The sequence below is a fragment of the Psychrobacillus sp. NPDC058041 genome (assembly GCF_042885655.1).
In the GTDB taxonomy this organism is placed as follows: domain Bacteria; phylum Bacillota; class Bacilli; order Bacillales_A; family Planococcaceae; genus Psychrobacillus.
This window is the reverse complement of record NZ_JBHVRO010000016.1, coordinates 42,118-58,710: the sequence shown is the minus strand read 5'-3', so window position 1 is coordinate 58,710 and position 16,593 is coordinate 42,118. Positions and strand designations below refer to the sequence as shown.

The window sequence follows — 16,593 nt, the reverse complement described above, 5'->3', positions numbered from 1 at the left end:
CACCCGTTCCCATACCGAACACGGAAGTTAAGCTCTTCATCGCCGATGGTAGTTGGGGGTTTCCCCCTGTGAGAGTAGGACGTCGCTAGGCACTAGAGAAAGTCGTTACCGAGTAATCGGTGGCGGCTTTTTTTTATTATTATGGTTGCCGAAGGAACGTGAAGAGAGTCACGAGAAAGCAGAGGCACAGAATTGAAATAATTATTTCACATAGAGAAAGCTCTTTATTTGTGAAATTTAATCTCGCCTAGAACTTACTTGGTCTTGAAGTGTCATTTTATAAACGATCATGGATAATAATTCAATTCTTCTCTTCTGTATATAGGTTAATTTATTGATTAAATGACCTATTTCACATAGAAATAATCTATAATTAAGACACTTGGTCCTCAACAGCTGCATTATAGCTGTTATGTTAAACTATCGAAACAACTTTTTATTTTCCCCTATTTAATTGAAATAGTGACAACTCTCCCATAGAAACAACACTTTATTTTAAGGTCGAGTGCTATTACTTCATGTATAATAGAAGGAGGAAGTCACAATAAATAGTGGGGTAATAAAAATGCAGGAGAAACGTCCGTTAGTCGAAGCTATGGAAAAATTTCATAAACAAAAAAGTATTTCTTTTCATGTTCCTGGACATAAAAACGGACTTTTATCAAATTTGCCAAATGCAATAAAAAAAACGATGGAGTATGATTTGACCGAATTAAAGGGATTAGATGATTACCATCATCCGGAGGAAGCTATAAAAGAAGCCGAGCAACTACTTGCAATGGTATACGGTGCTCAAAAAAGCTTTTTTTTGGTAAATGGAACTACCGTAGGAAATCTATCGATGATTTATGCTGCATGTCAGTTTGGTGAGCAGATCATTGTTCAGCGAAATGCACATAAATCTATTTTTCATGCAATTGAGCTAGTTGGGGCAGAACCTATCTTTGTATCTCCCGAGTGGGATGAGAGAACAAAAACCGCTTCATATGTTGCATTTGAAGTTATTCAAAAAGCATTAGCGGAATACCCTCAAGCTAAAGCTATTGTACTAACTTATCCGAGTTATTATGGAGTTTCTTCGTTACAATTAGAAAGCATAATAAACTTATGTCATGCTCATAACATCCCCGTGTTGGTGGATGAGGCACATGGTGCACATTTTCGGGCTAATAAAGACTTTCCAAAGTCTTCTCTTATATATGGAGCTGACATAGTTGTTCAATCAGCTCACAAAACATTACCTGCATTGACGATGGGCTCCTTTTTACATGTCAACTCCAATCTAATAGATACAAGTCGAGTAAATAAATATTTAAGGATGTTACAGTCAAGTAGTCCATCATATCTCTTATTAGCTTCATTAGATGATTCAAGAAGCTATGTGGAGAGATACAATGAAATTGATTTTAAACAGCTTATATATAGAAGGAAATTATTTATAGAGGCATTAGAAACGATTCCTCAATTAGAAATCGTGCAGGTAGATGATCCTCTTAAATTATTAATACGTATGGAAAAGTATTCAGGATTTCAATTACAAAAAGTGTTGGAACAGCAGAATATCTATGTGGAACTTGCGGATACCTATCAAGTTTTAATGATTTTGCCATTATTAAAAGTTGAGCATGAGTATCCTTTTGCAGAAATTAGAAAGCGGATAAAGCATGCTGTGGATATTTTGCGTAAAGAAGTTCCTATCATTCCAAATGATGCTCAATTAATAAAACAAAAATCTATTTCAACATTACATATGAATATAAGTTTGTTAAATGAAAAACAAGGGGAATGGATACCGTACGCACGGTCCTTAGGTAGAATTGCAAAAGGAATGATTATTCCCTATCCTCCAGGCATTCCGCTAATATTGGTTGGTGAGAAGATAACGATAGCTATGTTAACGGAACTAGAAGAATGGATGGAAAAAGGTGCGTTATTTCAAGGTCAACATAGACTGGATGAAAAGTTAATATATGTAGTGGAGGAGTAAATGTGCAGAAAAAAGGGTATTTTATTTCAAGTGAGGGTCCTGAAGGTGCTGGAAAGACAACCATCATGAATTTACTTGGAATTAGGTTGAAAGAAGAAGGCTATGATGTTGTTATGACTAGGGAGCCCGGCGGAATTATGATTTCAGAGAAAATTAGAGACATAATTTTAGATAATGAGCATACAATGATGGATAGCCGTACAGAAGCATTATTATATGCAGCAGCCAGAAGACAGCATTTAGTAGAAAAGGTACAACCAGCAATAGATGCTGGAAAAATTGTTATATGTGATCGATTTATCGATAGCTCTCTTGCTTATCAAGGTTATGCTAGAGGAATTGGGGTAGATGAAATTTTGGCTATTAATAAGTTTGCTATAGGTAAAACAATGCCGGATAAAACCATCCTATTTGATATAGAACCTGAAGTAGGACTTGCCAGAATCGAAGCACATAATAACAGAGAAAAAAATCGATTAGATGTAGAAAGTCTAGTTTTTCATCAAAAAGTAAGAGAAGGCTATTTATCACTCATAGATCAATATCCAAAACGTATTCAAGTAGTTGATGCTTCTCAATCATTAGAGATAGTATTAGAAGAAGTTTATAACGTTATAAAAAGGGAATTAGAAATTATTAGATAATTCATGTTATAATAAGAAGATAATAATAATAGGGGTGAGTATCGATGAAATTGATAGTAGCGGTAGTGCAGGATCAGGATAGTAATCGATTGTCTAATGCTTTAACAAAAGCAAAGTTCAGAGCAACTAAACTGGCTAGTACAGGTGGGTTTTTACGCTCTGGTAATACTACTTTTTTAATCGGCACAGACGACTCATTAGTATCATCAGCGTTAGAGTTAATTAGAGATAATTGTAGAGCAAGAGAGCAAATGGTTGCACCTGTTTCGCCAATGGGTGGAAATGCTGATTCATATATCCCATATCCAGTGGAAGTAGAGGTTGGAGGCGCAACAGTATTTGTTCTACCAATTGAACAATTCCATCATTTCTAATAATGAAGGAAGGCGTAGAAAAAAATGAAAATTAATCAAGATTTACGAGTTGGAATAGATAAAGTTCGTAAAGATTCTATTCAAAATAACACACAATCAGCAAAGTTTGGACAAATGATAACGAAACATGATCAAAGAATGCAGACAGAAACATTGACTAGATTATTAGGAGATATTTCAACTGCGGGCGATAGACTTGCACGTTCAAGAAATTTACGTGATATGGCAAAGTTTAAAATGCTAATACGAAAGTTTCTACATGAAGCCGTGGATTTTGGGATGGGATTAAAACAATCACATACTTGGAATCGTTTTGGCGAAGGTAGAAAACTGAAAATAGTTGAGACTATTGATGAAAAATTAGTCGAGTTAGCGGAAGAAATTCTAGTTAAAGAGAAGAGCTCTATTGATTTGTTAGATAAGATTGGTGAAATAAAAGGTCTACTAATCAATCTATACACGTAAATTTCCCGTGTTTTCGCTTTAAGCGAGGCACGGGATTTTTTCAAAAGACAATATAGTATATTCATTACAGGTTGATCTTCGCTGCAGGCGGACGCTTTCCGGGGAGGCAAGCATCAAGCTATTTTCCTTGCTCCTGCGCAAGCTCGTCGCAGAAAAAGATTTTGCTCCTGCGCAAGCTCGTCGCAGAAATTAATTTCGCTGAGCGTGAGGGCTGGATCTTGATCTGCTTGCTAATTCACTAGGAGCCATCGTCTTCCGCTCCAATTAACTACGGATACTCTTCTCGGAAGGAACGGGCGTCTTTTTGCTTGTTTTTTCTCAAAAGATTTGTACATTTCCTTTCCAGTTACTCTTGCGCTAGTTTAATTACATAAAAACGTATTTAATATAAGAAGGTGATAAACATGGAAAGCTGGTCAATAGAAGGTATAGAGAAATTACAGCCTGTTGCTATTAAACAAATACAGTCTATTTTCTCCAAAAAGCGTATAGGACATGCATACGTAATAGAGGGAGCGAAAGGGACAGGAAAAACTAGGGTCATGCAATTTTTTGTTCAACTCATTTTATGCGAAAATCCGACAAAAAATGTTCCATGTGAAACATGTCGATCGTGTAAAAGGTTAAAATCAAATAATCATTTGAACTTTATTGAACTAGAGCCAGAAGGTCAATTTATTAAAAGGGGTCAAATTGATGAATTAATACATGAGATGAGTAAGACAGCAATTGAAACTGGACGTAAAATATATGTTATTCACCATGCGGATCAGCTAAATGCTAGCGCAGCTAATGCATTGTTAAAATTTTTAGAAGAGCCTCAAAGTGAAATAACTGCAATTCTTTTAACAGATAAAGCTCATGCACTAATTCCCACAATAAGCTCTAGATGTCAGCAACTTAGTTTAAGTTCTATGCCACAATCCTTCTTAAAACAGAAATTAATAGAAGCTGGTATTACAGAATCGATGGCCTCTACGGTAAGTAAAATGACGAATCAGGTCGAAGAAGCAATAACATTAGCGAAAGACGAGCATTTTGGACTTGCAAGGAAATCAGTGTTAAAATTGGTTGAAGTGAGTGGTAAAAGTATTCATGATGCGCTAATGTGTATTCAAGAGGATTTTGGTCCGCTTCTAAAAGAGAAAGAACAAGCAGAACAAGCATTAGATTTACTACTGTTCGCCTATCGTGATATAGTAGCAATAAAAGCAAGTCCCATCGCAGTTTGTACTTATCCGGACATGGTTCATTATTGGAAGCAGGTTGCTTTACATACAACGTATGAGCAACTTTCCAAACAATTAGAAATGATATTACATGCGAAACAAAATTTGCATAAAAACATGAACCGAACACTGATGATGGAGCAATTAATGTTAAATCTGCAGGAGGGATTTACTTTTGTATAATGTTGTAGGAGTCCGCTTTAAAAAAGCGGGTAAAATATATTATTTTGATCCAGTGGATTTTATTTTAGAGAAAGATGACTATGTCATCGTAGAAACTGCAAGAGGTGTGGAGTACGGTAAAGTTGTTGTACCAATTAAGCAGGTAGGTGAGCATGATGTTGTGCTTCCATTAAAGCAAGTAGTTAGACCATCGACAGAAAAAGATCGAATTCAAGTGGATGAAAATCGATTAGAATCGGCCCAAGCTTTAGCTTTAGGAACGGAAAAAATAGTTGAAAGAGAATTAGAAATGAAGCTTGTGGATGTTGAATATACGTTTGACAGAAATAAGATTATTTTTTATTTCACAGCAGAAGGACGAGTAGATTTTCGTGACTTAGTAAAAGACTTAGCATCTGTTTTTCGAACGCGGATTGAACTAAGACAAATCGGGGTTCGAGATGAAGCGAAGATGTTGGGTGGAATTGGACCGTGTGGGCGGATGCTCTGCTGTTCAACTTTTTTAGGAGACTTTGAACCAGTTTCTATTAAAATGGCTAAAGATCAAAACTTGTCTTTAAATCCGTCTAAGATTTCTGGATTATGTGGGCGACTTATGTGTTGTTTGAAATATGAAAATGATGAGTATGAAGCAGCTCGAGAGCAAATGCCAGACGTTGGAGATAAAGTAGAAACTCCAGACGGTTTTGGAAAAGTCGTCAGTATGAATATTTTAGAAAGAGTACTACGAATAGAGTTAAATGATCCACTAAGAGTGTTAGATTACACGTTAGAAGAAATTATAAACCATGCGGAAAATCCGGTACAATGGTCAGGGCAATGAGGTGAATGTGTGATGGACCGAAATTTTTTTGATACAATTACAGAATTTGAGAAACAATTAGAGTCCACGCAGCTGCAATTTCGAGCTTTAAAAGAATTTGTAGCGATAATGGTAGAGGAACGTCAAGCGCTGCAGCAAGAGAATACTCACTTAAGACAAAGACTTGATGAGATGCATGAAAAAGAATTACTGTTAGAGAAGGCACAAGAAGAAAAAGTGCTGTTAAGCAAAAAAGATATTGGGGAAGGCTATGATAATCTTGCGCGATTATATCAGGAAGGTTATCATGTATGTCATGTCCACTTCGGAAGCTCAAGAAAAGAAGAAGATTGTCTATTTTGCTTATCATTTTTAAGTAAACAAAACATATAATCAATTGACTGATGCCACTCCATAAGTGGGTGTCAGTCTTTTGTTTTGCTGGGGGAATCAATTATGGAACAATGGTTAAAGGATGATGAAAGACTTGATTACTTATTAGCGGAAGAATTGAGAATTATTCAAAGTCCATCTGTTTTTTCATTTTCTTTAGATGCAGTGCTTCTTTCAAGATTTGCTTATGTCCCAATAAATAAAGGGAAGATTGTAGATCTATGCACAGGGAATGGAGCGATACCATTATTTTTAAGTGCACGAACAAACGCTAAGATTATTGGAATCGAGCTACAGGAACGACTAGCAGATATGGCAAAAAGAAGTGTAGAGTATAATAAGTTAGAGACACAAATCATAATTGAACAAGCAGATGTCAAAGGGATTGCCAATCAAGTTGGGTATGAAAAATATGATGTTGTAACATGTAATCCACCTTATTTTCCTGCGCATGAAGCAAGTGAAAAAAACCTGAAAGAGCATTTAGCGATAGCAAGACATGAAATCCATCTCACTCTAGATGAAGCTGTTCTTTCTGCAAGTGAATTGTTAAAACAAGGTGGGAAGGCCGCTTTTGTCCATCGACCTGGAAGACTCATAGATATCATTACGGCAATGAGAGCAAACCGTTTAGAACCAAAGCGCATTCGATTTGTTTATCCTAAAGAAGGTAAAGAAGCGAACACGTTATTAATAGAAGCCATTAAAGATGGAAAACCAGATTTGAAAATCTTACCCCCTCTGTATGTATACAACAAGGACGGGGAATATACAGAAGAAGTAAAAGAGCTGCTTTATGGAAAAGAATGATAAAAGACATACCTTTTATGTATTACAATGTAGTGACGGATCTTTCTATGCCGGATACACAAATGATTTAGAAAAAAGAGTTAACATACATAATGATGGTAAGGGAGCTAAATATACAAGAGCAAAACTCCCCGTTTTTTGCATATATCATGAAGTATTTGAATCTAAGCAAGATGCAATGAGAGCGGAGTATGCATTTAAACAACTTACTAGGAAACAAAAGATTCACTATATGGGAGGGCTAATCAAAGATGAAATCTCAAAAATCGACCGAACATGAACAGAGTAGCTGCTTATATTTAGTTGCGACTCCCATTGGAAATTTAGAAGATATGACGATGCGCGCAATTCGAATATTAAAAGAAGTAGATATAATTGCCGCTGAAGACACACGAAATACAAAAAAGCTTTGTAATTATTTTGAGATATCAACTCCACTTATGAGCTATCATGATCATAATCAACAAGTAGGTGGAGAAAAATTATTAGAATTATTAAGGCAAGGAAAACGTATTGCATTAGTAAGTGATGCAGGCCTACCTTGTATTTCAGATCCTGGAGCAGATATTGCAGCAAAAGCGGTTAGCGAAGGGTTTGCAGTTGTTCCAATTCCAGGGGCAAATGCGGCACTTAGTGCTTTAATTGCATCTGGATTATCAACACAGCCATTTTTCTTTTATGGTTTTTTAAGTAGAAATAAAAAAGAAAGAAAAGAAGAAATCACAAAGATTCAAAAGAGACAAGAATCAATTATTCTATATGAATCACCTCATCGATTAAAGGACTCATTGAAAGATATGCAAGCAATAATGGATGGAAGTAGAAAAATTGTACTTGCAAGAGAACTGACAAAAAAGTTTGAGGAATTTTTAAGAGGGACTATTGACGAAGCGGTAGCTTGGGCAGAGCGATCAGAAGTACGTGGTGAATTTTGTATCGTTTTAGAAGGATCAAGCGAAGAATCAGTAAATGAGCAAGAATCTCCTTGGTGGGAACAATTAAGTATTGAAGAACATGTGAACAGTATTATAGAAGAAAAGCAATGTACTTCGAAAGAGGCTATCAAAGAAGTAGCAATACAAAGAGGCTTGTCGAAGAGAGAAATTTATCAAGATTATCATGTGAAATAATAGCAAGCATTACTATTCTATGAAATTAAAAAACATCCGTATACCAAAAAGGATACGGATGTTTTTCTTATTTTAAATTATATTATTTTAAATTGTTTTGAATTTCTTTAATTAGTAATTCCGCACCTTCAGGGCTTAGAATTAATTTTCCGCCAACTAGACGTAGATTGTCGTCTGATACTTCACCAGTTACAGCACAAGTCATGTTTGGCATGTATTTTTTTAGAATAATTTTGTCATCATCTACGTAGATTTCAAGAGCATCCTTTTCTGCAATACCTAACGTGCGACGAAGTTCAATTGGAATAACTACGCGTCCTAGCTCATCAACTTTACGAACAATACCTGTAGATTTCATAATAAATTTTTCTCCTCTCAAGAGTACGTTTTTTTCGTCAAGATTCGACATAAATCTCTTTGATGTTATTTATCATACCAAGTAATACCATTTCCGTCAATAATTAAATCGAAGACAAATTACGGTTTATAATAAAAAAATATTAGATTATTAGCTGTTTTAATAAAAAAATGATGTCACTTTTATGATAAAAGGAATTATTTTGATATATTAACTATTTAAATGGAAAAAGCATTAATATAATTAACTTTCGACAAAAATAGCGCAAACCAATTAATTAATTGAAACAAGTTCGTCGTTTCGATAGAATAAAGAATAAAGAAGATTCAACATTGGAGGCATCTTTACATTGAAAGATCAACTGAAAACATTTTATATAACAACACCTATTTATTATCCAAGTGGTAAATTCCATATTGGTACTGCCTACACAACTGTAGCATCAGATGCAATGGCACGTTACAAAAGATTAAGAGGTTTTGATGTACGTTTTCTTACAGGGATGGATGAACATGGACAGAAAATACAGGAAAAAGCCCAAGAAGCTGGAATGGAACCCCAAGCATATGTAAATGAAATTGCAACGGCTGCCAAAAAAGTGTGGGAGCTAATGGATATTTCATATGATGATTTTATCCAAACTACAGAAGAGCGTCATAAAAAAGTAGTTGAAAAGATTTTTCAAAAGTTTTTAGATAATGGAGATATTTATAAAGGCGAATATGAAGGGTGGTATTGTACACCTTGTGAATCCTTTTTTACAGAAACACAATTAGTAGATGGCAATTGTCCAGATTGCGGCCGCTCTGTTAATAAAGTAAAAGAAGAATCTTATTTCTTTAATATGAAGAAATATGCAGATCGTTTATTGGCTTATTATGAAGACAACTTAGGATTTATTGAACCTGAATCTAGAAAAAACGAAATGATTAATAACTTTATTAAGCCTGGTTTAGAGGATCTATCTGTATCCCGAACATCCTTTGATTGGGGAATTCACGTTCCTGGAGATCCAAAACATGTCATCTATGTATGGGTGGATGCATTAACGAATTACATTACTTCTCTTGGATATCTTTCAGAGGATGATTCACTGTTCCGTAAATTTTGGCCAGCTGACGTACATGTGGTAGGGAAGGATATTGTTCGTTTCCATACAATTTATTGGCCAATTTTCTTAATGGCATTAGACTTACCACTCCCTAAAAAAGTATTTGCTCATGGATTTATTATGATGAAGGATGGAAAAATGTCGAAATCCAAAGGAAATGTTGTATATCCAGAAATGTTGGTAGAACGCTACGGTTTAGATGCAACTCGCTACTTCTTATTGCGTGAACTTCCATTTGGACAAGATGGTGTTTTTTCACCAGAATCATTTGTAGAAAGAACAAACTTCGATTTAGCAAATGACTTAGGTAATCTGTTAAATAGAACTGTTTCTATGATTAATAAATACTTTGATGGAAAACTTCCAGTTAATCAAAGCCAACCTACTGAATATGATGCAGCTCTTTATCAATTTGCAGAAGAAACAGTAGAAAAATATGAAACAAATATGGAAAAAATGCAATTTAGCGTAGTTCTAGGAGATTTATGGTCCCTAGTGTCTCGTACAAATAAATATATTGATGAAACACAACCTTGGGTACTTGCAAAAGACGAAGCTTTGAAAGGTCAATTAGCAATGGTAATGACTAATTTAGCAGAAAGCTTGCGCCAAATTGCTATATTGATTCAACCGTTTATGACAAATAGTCCTAAAGAAATTATTGGACAGCTTGGTTTAACTGAAGATGATTTGAAATGGGATCTACTAGGATCTTTTAATGTAATTAAAAATGGAGTAGAAGTCATTAAAACCGGAGTTCCTATTTTCCCAAGGTTAGATGTGGAAGTAGAAGTAGCCTATATTAGAGAGCAAATGCGCGGTTCGGTACTAACTCCACAAGAAGAAGTGGAAGAAGATCCTCAAGCAGAAGAAATTTCTATTGATGATTTCTTCAAAGTGGATTTACGTGTTGCAACAGTTATCGACTGTGAACCGATTCCAAAAGCAGACAAATTATTGAAATTACAACTGGATATGGGGTATGAAAAACGTCAAGTTGTTTCTGGAATTGCCCAACATTATAAACCAGAAGATCTTGTAGGTAAAAAAGTAATTGTAGTAGCAAACTTGAAGCCAGTAAAACTTCGAGGAGAGCTGTCTCAGGGGATGATTCTTGCAGGTGAAAAAGATGGCTTTTTAACACTTGCTTCAGTTGATGAAAAACTTGAAAATGGCGCTCAAGTAAAATAAATAACCCAAGACCTGTCACGAAATTGGTGGCAGGTTTTTTTATTAAACAAATATTTTAAAATACTATTTTTGACGAGATATTAATGGTGGGATTTTGAAATAATGGTCTTTAAATGTTAATGCTTTAAACTAAAAAACGTGACTTTATTAAAGTAATTGTAATAGTATTGTGATGTAGATAAAGTCATTCCAAAAATTAAACTAAGTAAGGAGAAAACTATGTATATAGACACGCATGTTCATCTAAATGCAGATCAATACGAAGAAGATCTTCAAGAAGTGATTGATAGAGCATTAGCTGCAAATGTTAAGAAAATGGTTGTCATTGGATTTGATCACAAAACAATTGAGCGTGCCATGAAGCTAGCAGAAAATTATCCTTTTATTTATGCTGTGATAGGTTGGCATCCAGTTGATGCAATTGATTGCACAGAAGAAGATCTGCAATGGATTGAAGATCTTGCTGCACATAAAAAAGTGGTTGGTATTGGGGAAACAGGACTTGATTATTATTGGGATAAGTCACCTAAAGATGTTCAACAAGAATTGTTTCGTAAACAGATACGATTAGCGCAAAAAGTAAATTTACCGATTATCATACATAATCGCGATGCAACGGAAGACGTTTTACGAATCTTGAAAGAAGAAGAAGCACATTTAACAGGTGGCATTATGCATTGCTTTGGTGGAAGTGTAGAGACGGCAATTCAATGTATCGATATGAACTTTAAAATTTCACTTGGTGGTCCAGTGACATTTAAAAATGCAAAAAAACCAAAAGAGGTAGCAACAGAAATATCTTTAGAACATTTATTGATCGAAACAGATGCACCTTATTTAGCTCCACATCCTCATCGTGGAAAAAGAAATGAACCTTCACTTGTGCCACTAGTTGCTGAAGAAATTGCACGTTTAAAAGGTCTTACTGTTGAAGAAGTTGCTTTTGCAACTACGAAAAATGCAGAAGAATTTTTTGGACTAATTGATTAAAAAATGTAAAACTTTCCATACTGTTAATAGAGGTATTTTTGGTGAGTTAGAACTATAAAAAAATCTTAAAGAGTTGACAAGCTGAAAAGTACTCTATATAATCACACGAGTGAACAAGGAGGCGTTTTTCATGTCAAATAATACCATGAAAAACCTGTTCTTTCATTCATTGAGGAGCAAGCAAACCTTAGTAACTATTATGTCTATTCTATTGTTTCTTGCAGTGGTTTCTTTCGTTTTATTCGAAGGAACAAAAAAAACTGTTGCTTTAACAGTTAACGGTGAACAACAAGAGATTTTAACGCATGCAAATACAGTTGGAGAATTACTAAGGCAAAATAACATAGTAGTCTCCAACGAAGATTATTTAAAACCCTCAGTGAACACTTCAATCAAAAATAATTTAGCGATTGAGTGGGAGCAGGCAAGACAGATAGAAATCACAGTAGATGGAAAAATTCAAACCATCCATACGACTGCAGATTTAGTTTCAGAAATACTCGCAAAGGCGAATGTTCAAATAGGTGAACATGACGTAATAACTCCTGCAATAAATGCAGAGGTTGGATCAGATTGCAAAGTTTCTATAGAAAAGGCGTTTGAAGTAACACTTTTAGATGGTAAAAACGAGCAGAAAGTAAGGTCCACTTCGACTACGGTCGCTGACTTTTTAAAACAACATAACATTCAATTGAATGAATTTGACCGAGTGGGACGGGAAATGGATGAATTAGTACTTCCAAATTCTGTTATACAAATAGTGCGAGTAGAAAAGGTCACCGATGTAGTTGAGGAAGAAACAAACTTTGCAGTAGAAACGAAAAAAGATGACTCGCTATTAAAAGGGAAAGAAAAAGTGGTGCAAGCGGGAGAAAAAGGATCCGTTTCACGAACATATGAAGTTGTTAAAGAAAATGGCAACGAAGTATCTCGTAATGTAGTTAGTGAAAAAGTTACAAAAGAGCCAATTAAAAAAGTTGTAGCAGTAGGGACGAAGATTGTCACTGCTAGTGTTTCTCGTGGGGAAAATTCATCCTCTTCTTCAACGGGAGAAAACGAGTTTTACGTAACAGCAACAGCTTACACAGCTTATTGTAACGGTTGTTCTGGTGTAACTACATCTGGTCTTAACTTAAAAGCTAATCCAGACTTAAAAGTCATTGCTGTAGATCCTAATGTTATTCCACTTGGATCAAAAGTTTGGGTTGAAGGCTATGGTTATGCAGTAGCAGGTGATACTGGTGGAGCAATTAAAGGGAAAAAAATAGATTTATTTATGTCATCTAAGTCTAAAGCATATGACTTTGGGCGTAAAAAAGTACGAATAAAAGTTTTAAATTAACTTTGGCAGATTTACTCAGGTTTAAAAACATCACATTCAATGACAACACCTGACTAACATTTTCCTAAGCGTTCTATGGATGTCGCAGATTTTTAAGCAAAATTTATTGTCCAAGTTCGATAAAAATCAATTACTTGCTACTTGGATATCACTTGTATGTTAGGAGAATGTTTTCATTCGGGTGTAAGTAAAAATCATCAGTATTACTTATAGCTTCCCTTTTGTTGGTGGGGGAAGCTTTTTTGCGTTATGATAGAAAGCAGTAGAAAGAAAGAAAAGAGGAAGTTTGCTTGCGAATAAAAGAAGTTATAGTTGTAGAAGGAAAAGATGACACAACTGCTATTAAACGATCGGTAGATGCGGATACTATAGAAACGAATGGTTCTGCAATCTCTAAAGAAACTCTAATTAAAATCCAACATGCTCAAGATAAAAGAGGGGTTATTGTTTTTACTGACCCGGATTATCCAGGAAGACGTATACGTGCAATTATTGAGGAACATGTACCTGGTGTAAAACATGCATTTTTATCAAAAGAAAAAACAATTGCTAAGAATGGAAAAGGGCTGGGCATTGAACATGCCAAAGATGAAGATATTCGAAAGGCGCTTGCTAGTGTTTATACTCCGAAGTCAGATATGGATGTAGCGCCAAATATTCCTTTTGAAATTTTAGTGGAAGGAAAGCTTATTGGTCATCCAAACTCTAAAGAGCGAAGAACAAAACTTGGAGAATTATTAAAAATTGGGTATACAAATGGGAAGCAACTACAAAAACGTCTTTCTATTTTTCAGATTAGTAAACAGCAGCTAGAGGAAGCAATTATGCAGCTCGATATGGAGGATAAATAATTTATGCAAAAAGATATAGCAACACCAATTCGTACACAAGAAATTTTAAAAAAATATGGCTTTTCATTCAAAAAAAGCTTAGGACAAAACTTTTTAATTGATCCAAATATCTTACGGAATATTGTTGCTAATGCGGTTCTTACAAAAGAATCAGCTGCAATTGAAATAGGGCCTGGTATAGGAGCACTCACTGAGCATTTAGCACGAGCTGCAGGAAAAGTAATTGCTTTTGAAATTGATCAAAGATTGTTGCCGGTTTTGGAAGATACACTTTCTCCTTATGATAATGTAGATATTATTCACGCTGATATTTTAGAAGCAAACGTGAAGCAAATATTTCAAGAAAAGTTGGTTGATTATAAAGATGTAATGGTTGTTGCAAATTTACCTTATTACGTGACAACACCAATTTTATTAAAGTTGCTGATGGATCGTTTACCTATTCGGGGAATGGTTGTTATGATGCAAAAAGAAGTAGCAGATCGAATTACAGCATCTCCTGGAACAAAAGCTTATGGTTCACTTTCCATTGCAATACAATATTATATGAAAGCAGAAGTGGCAATGGTTGTACCGAAAGCTGTTTTTATGCCACAACCAAACGTAGATTCCGCGGTTATTAAACTTACTCGTCACGAGATGCCGCCGGTCCAAGTTATTGATGAAGATTTTTTATTTAAAGTTTCTAGAGGTTCGTTCGTTCAAAGAAGAAAAACAATTATAAATAATTTACAATCTTCTTTACCAAATGGGAAAGAAAAGAAAGATTTGATCCTTCAATCCTTAGAAAAAGTAAATATTGACCCAAACAGACGAGGCGAGACTTTGTCCATTCAAGAATTTGGGCGTTTAGCAGATGAATTATATCCGTACTTTCATTAATAATACTTGTTACAATATTAGTAATGTTTATGAAAAAAAGTAGTAATAAGAAATAATAAATATATTGACAAGTATATACTTTGGTTGTTAAAATATTTTGTTTGACAAAAAAATAAAATGATGTTATAGTAATATTCAGTGAGGTGTAAGCGGAATGCCAAAAACTTTAGCTGATATTAAGAAGTCATTAGATCATCATTTAGGCAAGCGTTTGCAGTTAAAAGCAAACGGAGGACGCAAGAAAACAATCGAGCGAGCTGGTGTATTAAGAGAAACTTATCATGCCGTTTTCGTTATCGACTTGGATCAAGATGAAAATTCTTTTGAACGTGTATCTTATAGTTATGCAGACATTTTGACAGAAGCAGTAGAAATCACTATCTTTGATGAAGCAAATAATTTAATAGTTGTAAAATGATTGTTTAGAACTTTTAATTTTTTATATTTCGAGAAAAACTCTCTTTTCATTCCGTTGAATGTAAAGAGAGTTTTTTTCTATTTACCGGATATACTAAAAAGGCTAGTTGTTTAAAGGAGGATTCACCACGTATGGCTAAAAAAGGTATTATGTCTGATCAATTGAAAGAAGAGATTGCAAAAGATCTTGGATTTTATGATGTAGTCAAGACCGAGGGCTGGGGTGGAATAAAATCACGTGATGCGGGTAATATGGTTAAACGAGCAATAGAAATGGCTGAACAACAAATGAAATCACCAAAGTAAATTGTGACCATGGCCATTCAGTTTAAACTGGCATGCAAACGAGATCCAAAAAAACGAACAACTAGCGTTTAGAAAAGGCGGAGAAATCCGCCTTTTCTTTGAGTAATGAGAAGAATACAAGTGTTCTTATATTTAGTCTCCACTATTCCATGACATAGTAACTTCCTCATTTCTTATGCACTGTGGTAAAATAGGGGACAACCTATGTTTGAAAAGGAGCAGATGGAATGTACTATGTAAAAGCACCTGCTAAAATAAATTTAACACTCGATGTACTACATAAACGTCCAGATGGTTATCATGAAGTTGAAATGATTATGACGACAGTTGATTTGGCAGACCGTATTGGATTAGAGCTAAGAGAAGATGGGAAAATACATATTCTTTCTGTTGATCGTTTTGTTCCTACTGATTATAGAAATTTAGCATATCAAGCAGCTAAAATATTAAAAGAAATGTATGGTATAAAATCCGGGGTTACGATTAAGATCGAAAAAAACATTCCCGTTGCCGCGGGATTAGCTGGAGGTAGTAGTGATGCTGCTGCAACTCTACGGGGATTGAATACGCTATGGAGTTTAGGGCTGTCACTAGATGAACTGGCACAAATCGGTACAAAAATAGGTTCTGATGTTGCTTTTTGTGTTTATGGTGGAACAGCGCTTGCTACAGGACGAGGAGAAAAAATTCAAGAACTGCCGTCTCCGGCAAATTGTTGGGTAATTCTTGCCAAACCAACTCTAGGTGTTTCTACAGCAGACATTTACGGAAATTTAAAAATAAATCAAATAGAACATCCCAAAACAAAACAAATGGTTGAAGCGATTGAAAAAAAAGATTTTGATCAGATGTGTGCTTCCGTGGGTAATGTGCTAGAAAGTGTCACATTAAAACTGTATCCAGAAGTTGCTAGTTTAAAGGATCAAATGCAAAAGTTCGGGGCTGATGCAGTTTTAATGAGCGGTAGTGGTCCTACAGTGTTTGGTATAGTTCAACATGAATCAAGAGTACAAAGAATATATAATGGACTTCGTGGTTTTTGTGATGAAGTATATGCTGTTAGATTAATAGGAGAACGTGACTCACTTGCTTAAAGGCGGATAATTGTGATAAGTTTTCTTTAAAACA

Annotated in this window: 19 protein-coding genes and 1 rRNA gene; 19 read left to right on the top strand and 1 reads right to left on the bottom strand. The window is 35.0% G+C overall.

Going from position 1 to position 16,593, the window contains the following annotated elements; all coding sequences use genetic code 11:
* From rrf to rsmI, 11 genes are all read left to right on the top strand, one after another.
* A 5S ribosomal RNA gene (gene rrf / locus ACFVR1_RS18430) occupies positions 1 to 91 on the top strand; the annotation flags it as partial.
* Positions 92 to 565: 474 nt separating this feature from the next.
* Positions 566 to 1,987 (top strand): aminotransferase class I/II-fold pyridoxal phosphate-dependent enzyme, encoded by a 1,422-nt coding sequence (locus ACFVR1_RS18425; protein WP_387586119.1) that lies wholly within the window; start codon positions 566 to 568, stop codon positions 1,985 to 1,987.
* Between the two features lie 2 nt (positions 1,988 to 1,989).
* Complete coding sequence (gene tmk, locus ACFVR1_RS18420) at positions 1,990 to 2,631, top strand: dTMP kinase (protein WP_387586118.1); 642 nt, start codon at positions 1,990 to 1,992, stop codon at positions 2,629 to 2,631.
* A 44-nt stretch (positions 2,632 to 2,675) separates the two neighbouring features.
* Positions 2,676 to 3,005, top strand: coding sequence for a cyclic-di-AMP receptor (locus ACFVR1_RS18415; protein ID WP_142643831.1), 330 nt, complete (start codon positions 2,676 to 2,678; stop codon positions 3,003 to 3,005).
* A 24-nt stretch (positions 3,006 to 3,029) separates the two neighbouring features.
* Positions 3,030 to 3,470, top strand: a complete 441-nt coding sequence (locus tag ACFVR1_RS18410) for a YaaR family protein (protein WP_387586117.1) — start codon at positions 3,030 to 3,032, stop codon at positions 3,468 to 3,470.
* A gap of 404 nt (positions 3,471 to 3,874) precedes the next feature.
* Positions 3,875 to 4,882: a DNA polymerase III subunit delta' gene (gene holB, locus ACFVR1_RS18405; RefSeq protein WP_387586116.1), complete on the top strand. Its 1,008-nt coding sequence runs from the start codon at positions 3,875 to 3,877 to the stop codon at positions 4,880 to 4,882.
* Positions 4,875 to 5,705 carry a PSP1 domain-containing protein gene (locus ACFVR1_RS18400; RefSeq protein ID WP_387586114.1) on the top strand — a complete coding sequence of 277 codons (831 nt, stop codon included), beginning with the start codon at positions 4,875 to 4,877 and terminating at the stop codon, positions 5,703 to 5,705. Before holB ends, ACFVR1_RS18400 begins: the two co-directional genes overlap by 8 nt.
* Before the next feature lie 9 nt (positions 5,706 to 5,714).
* Entirely contained in the window at positions 5,715 to 6,077 is a 363-nt protein-coding gene (gene yabA / locus ACFVR1_RS18395) for a DNA replication initiation control protein YabA (RefSeq protein ID WP_387586113.1), read from the top strand.
* A gap of 63 nt (positions 6,078 to 6,140) precedes the next feature.
* Positions 6,141 to 6,887 carry a tRNA1(Val) (adenine(37)-N6)-methyltransferase gene (locus tag ACFVR1_RS18390; RefSeq protein ID WP_387586111.1) on the top strand — a complete coding sequence of 249 codons (747 nt, stop codon included), beginning with the start codon at positions 6,141 to 6,143 and terminating at the stop codon, positions 6,885 to 6,887.
* Complete coding sequence (locus tag ACFVR1_RS18385) at positions 6,874 to 7,167, top strand: GIY-YIG nuclease family protein (RefSeq protein WP_387586110.1); 294 nt, start codon at positions 6,874 to 6,876, stop codon at positions 7,165 to 7,167. Before ACFVR1_RS18390 ends, ACFVR1_RS18385 begins: the two co-directional genes overlap by 14 nt.
* Entirely contained in the window at positions 7,139 to 8,017 is an 879-nt protein-coding gene (rsmI, locus tag ACFVR1_RS18380) for a 16S rRNA (cytidine(1402)-2'-O)-methyltransferase (protein ID WP_387586108.1), read from the top strand. The genes ACFVR1_RS18385 and rsmI overlap by 29 nt, the downstream gene beginning before the upstream one ends.
* A gap of 82 nt (positions 8,018 to 8,099) precedes the next feature.
* Here the strand turns inward: rsmI and ACFVR1_RS18375 are convergent, their stop codons facing one another.
* Complete coding sequence (locus tag ACFVR1_RS18375) at positions 8,100 to 8,375, bottom strand: transition state genes transcriptional regulator AbrB (protein ID WP_142540905.1); 276 nt, start codon at positions 8,373 to 8,375, stop codon at positions 8,100 to 8,102.
* A 349-nt stretch (positions 8,376 to 8,724) separates the two neighbouring features.
* Here ACFVR1_RS18375 and metG point away from each other — a divergent pair, with 349 nt between their 5' ends.
* The 8 genes from metG (at position 8,725) to ispE (ending at position 16,559) form a co-directional block, all read left to right on the top strand.
* Positions 8,725 to 10,677 carry a methionine--tRNA ligase gene (gene metG / locus ACFVR1_RS18370; RefSeq protein ID WP_387586106.1) on the top strand — a complete coding sequence of 651 codons (1,953 nt, stop codon included), beginning with the start codon at positions 8,725 to 8,727 and terminating at the stop codon, positions 10,675 to 10,677.
* A gap of 219 nt (positions 10,678 to 10,896) precedes the next feature.
* The gene (locus tag ACFVR1_RS18365; RefSeq protein WP_387586104.1) at positions 10,897 to 11,667 is read left to right on the top strand and encodes a TatD family hydrolase; all 771 of its coding nucleotides are present in this window, start codon (positions 10,897 to 10,899) and stop codon (positions 11,665 to 11,667) included.
* 130 nt (positions 11,668 to 11,797) lie between these two features.
* A complete protein-coding gene (locus tag ACFVR1_RS18360; RefSeq protein ID WP_387586102.1) occupies positions 11,798 to 13,009 on the top strand; it encodes a ubiquitin-like domain-containing protein in 1,212 nt (403 codons plus the stop codon).
* A 290-nt stretch (positions 13,010 to 13,299) separates the two neighbouring features.
* Entirely contained in the window at positions 13,300 to 13,860 is a 561-nt protein-coding gene (rnmV, locus tag ACFVR1_RS18355; RefSeq protein WP_387586101.1) for a ribonuclease M5, read from the top strand.
* 3 nt (positions 13,861 to 13,863) lie between these two features.
* Positions 13,864 to 14,742: a 16S rRNA (adenine(1518)-N(6)/adenine(1519)-N(6))-dimethyltransferase RsmA gene (gene rsmA, locus ACFVR1_RS18350; protein ID WP_387586099.1), complete on the top strand. Its 879-nt coding sequence runs from the start codon at positions 13,864 to 13,866 to the stop codon at positions 14,740 to 14,742.
* Between the two features lie 154 nt (positions 14,743 to 14,896).
* Positions 14,897 to 15,160: a biofilm formation stimulator Veg gene (gene veg / locus ACFVR1_RS18345; protein WP_053591096.1), complete on the top strand. Its 264-nt coding sequence runs from the start codon at positions 14,897 to 14,899 to the stop codon at positions 15,158 to 15,160.
* Positions 15,161 to 15,291: 131 nt separating this feature from the next.
* The gene (locus ACFVR1_RS18340; RefSeq protein ID WP_387586096.1) at positions 15,292 to 15,465 is read left to right on the top strand and encodes a small, acid-soluble spore protein, alpha/beta type; all 174 of its coding nucleotides are present in this window, start codon (positions 15,292 to 15,294) and stop codon (positions 15,463 to 15,465) included.
* A 227-nt stretch (positions 15,466 to 15,692) separates the two neighbouring features.
* Complete coding sequence (gene ispE, locus ACFVR1_RS18335) at positions 15,693 to 16,559, top strand: 4-(cytidine 5'-diphospho)-2-C-methyl-D-erythritol kinase (RefSeq protein WP_387586094.1); 867 nt, start codon at positions 15,693 to 15,695, stop codon at positions 16,557 to 16,559.
* Positions 16,560 to 16,593 lie beyond the last annotated feature (34 nt).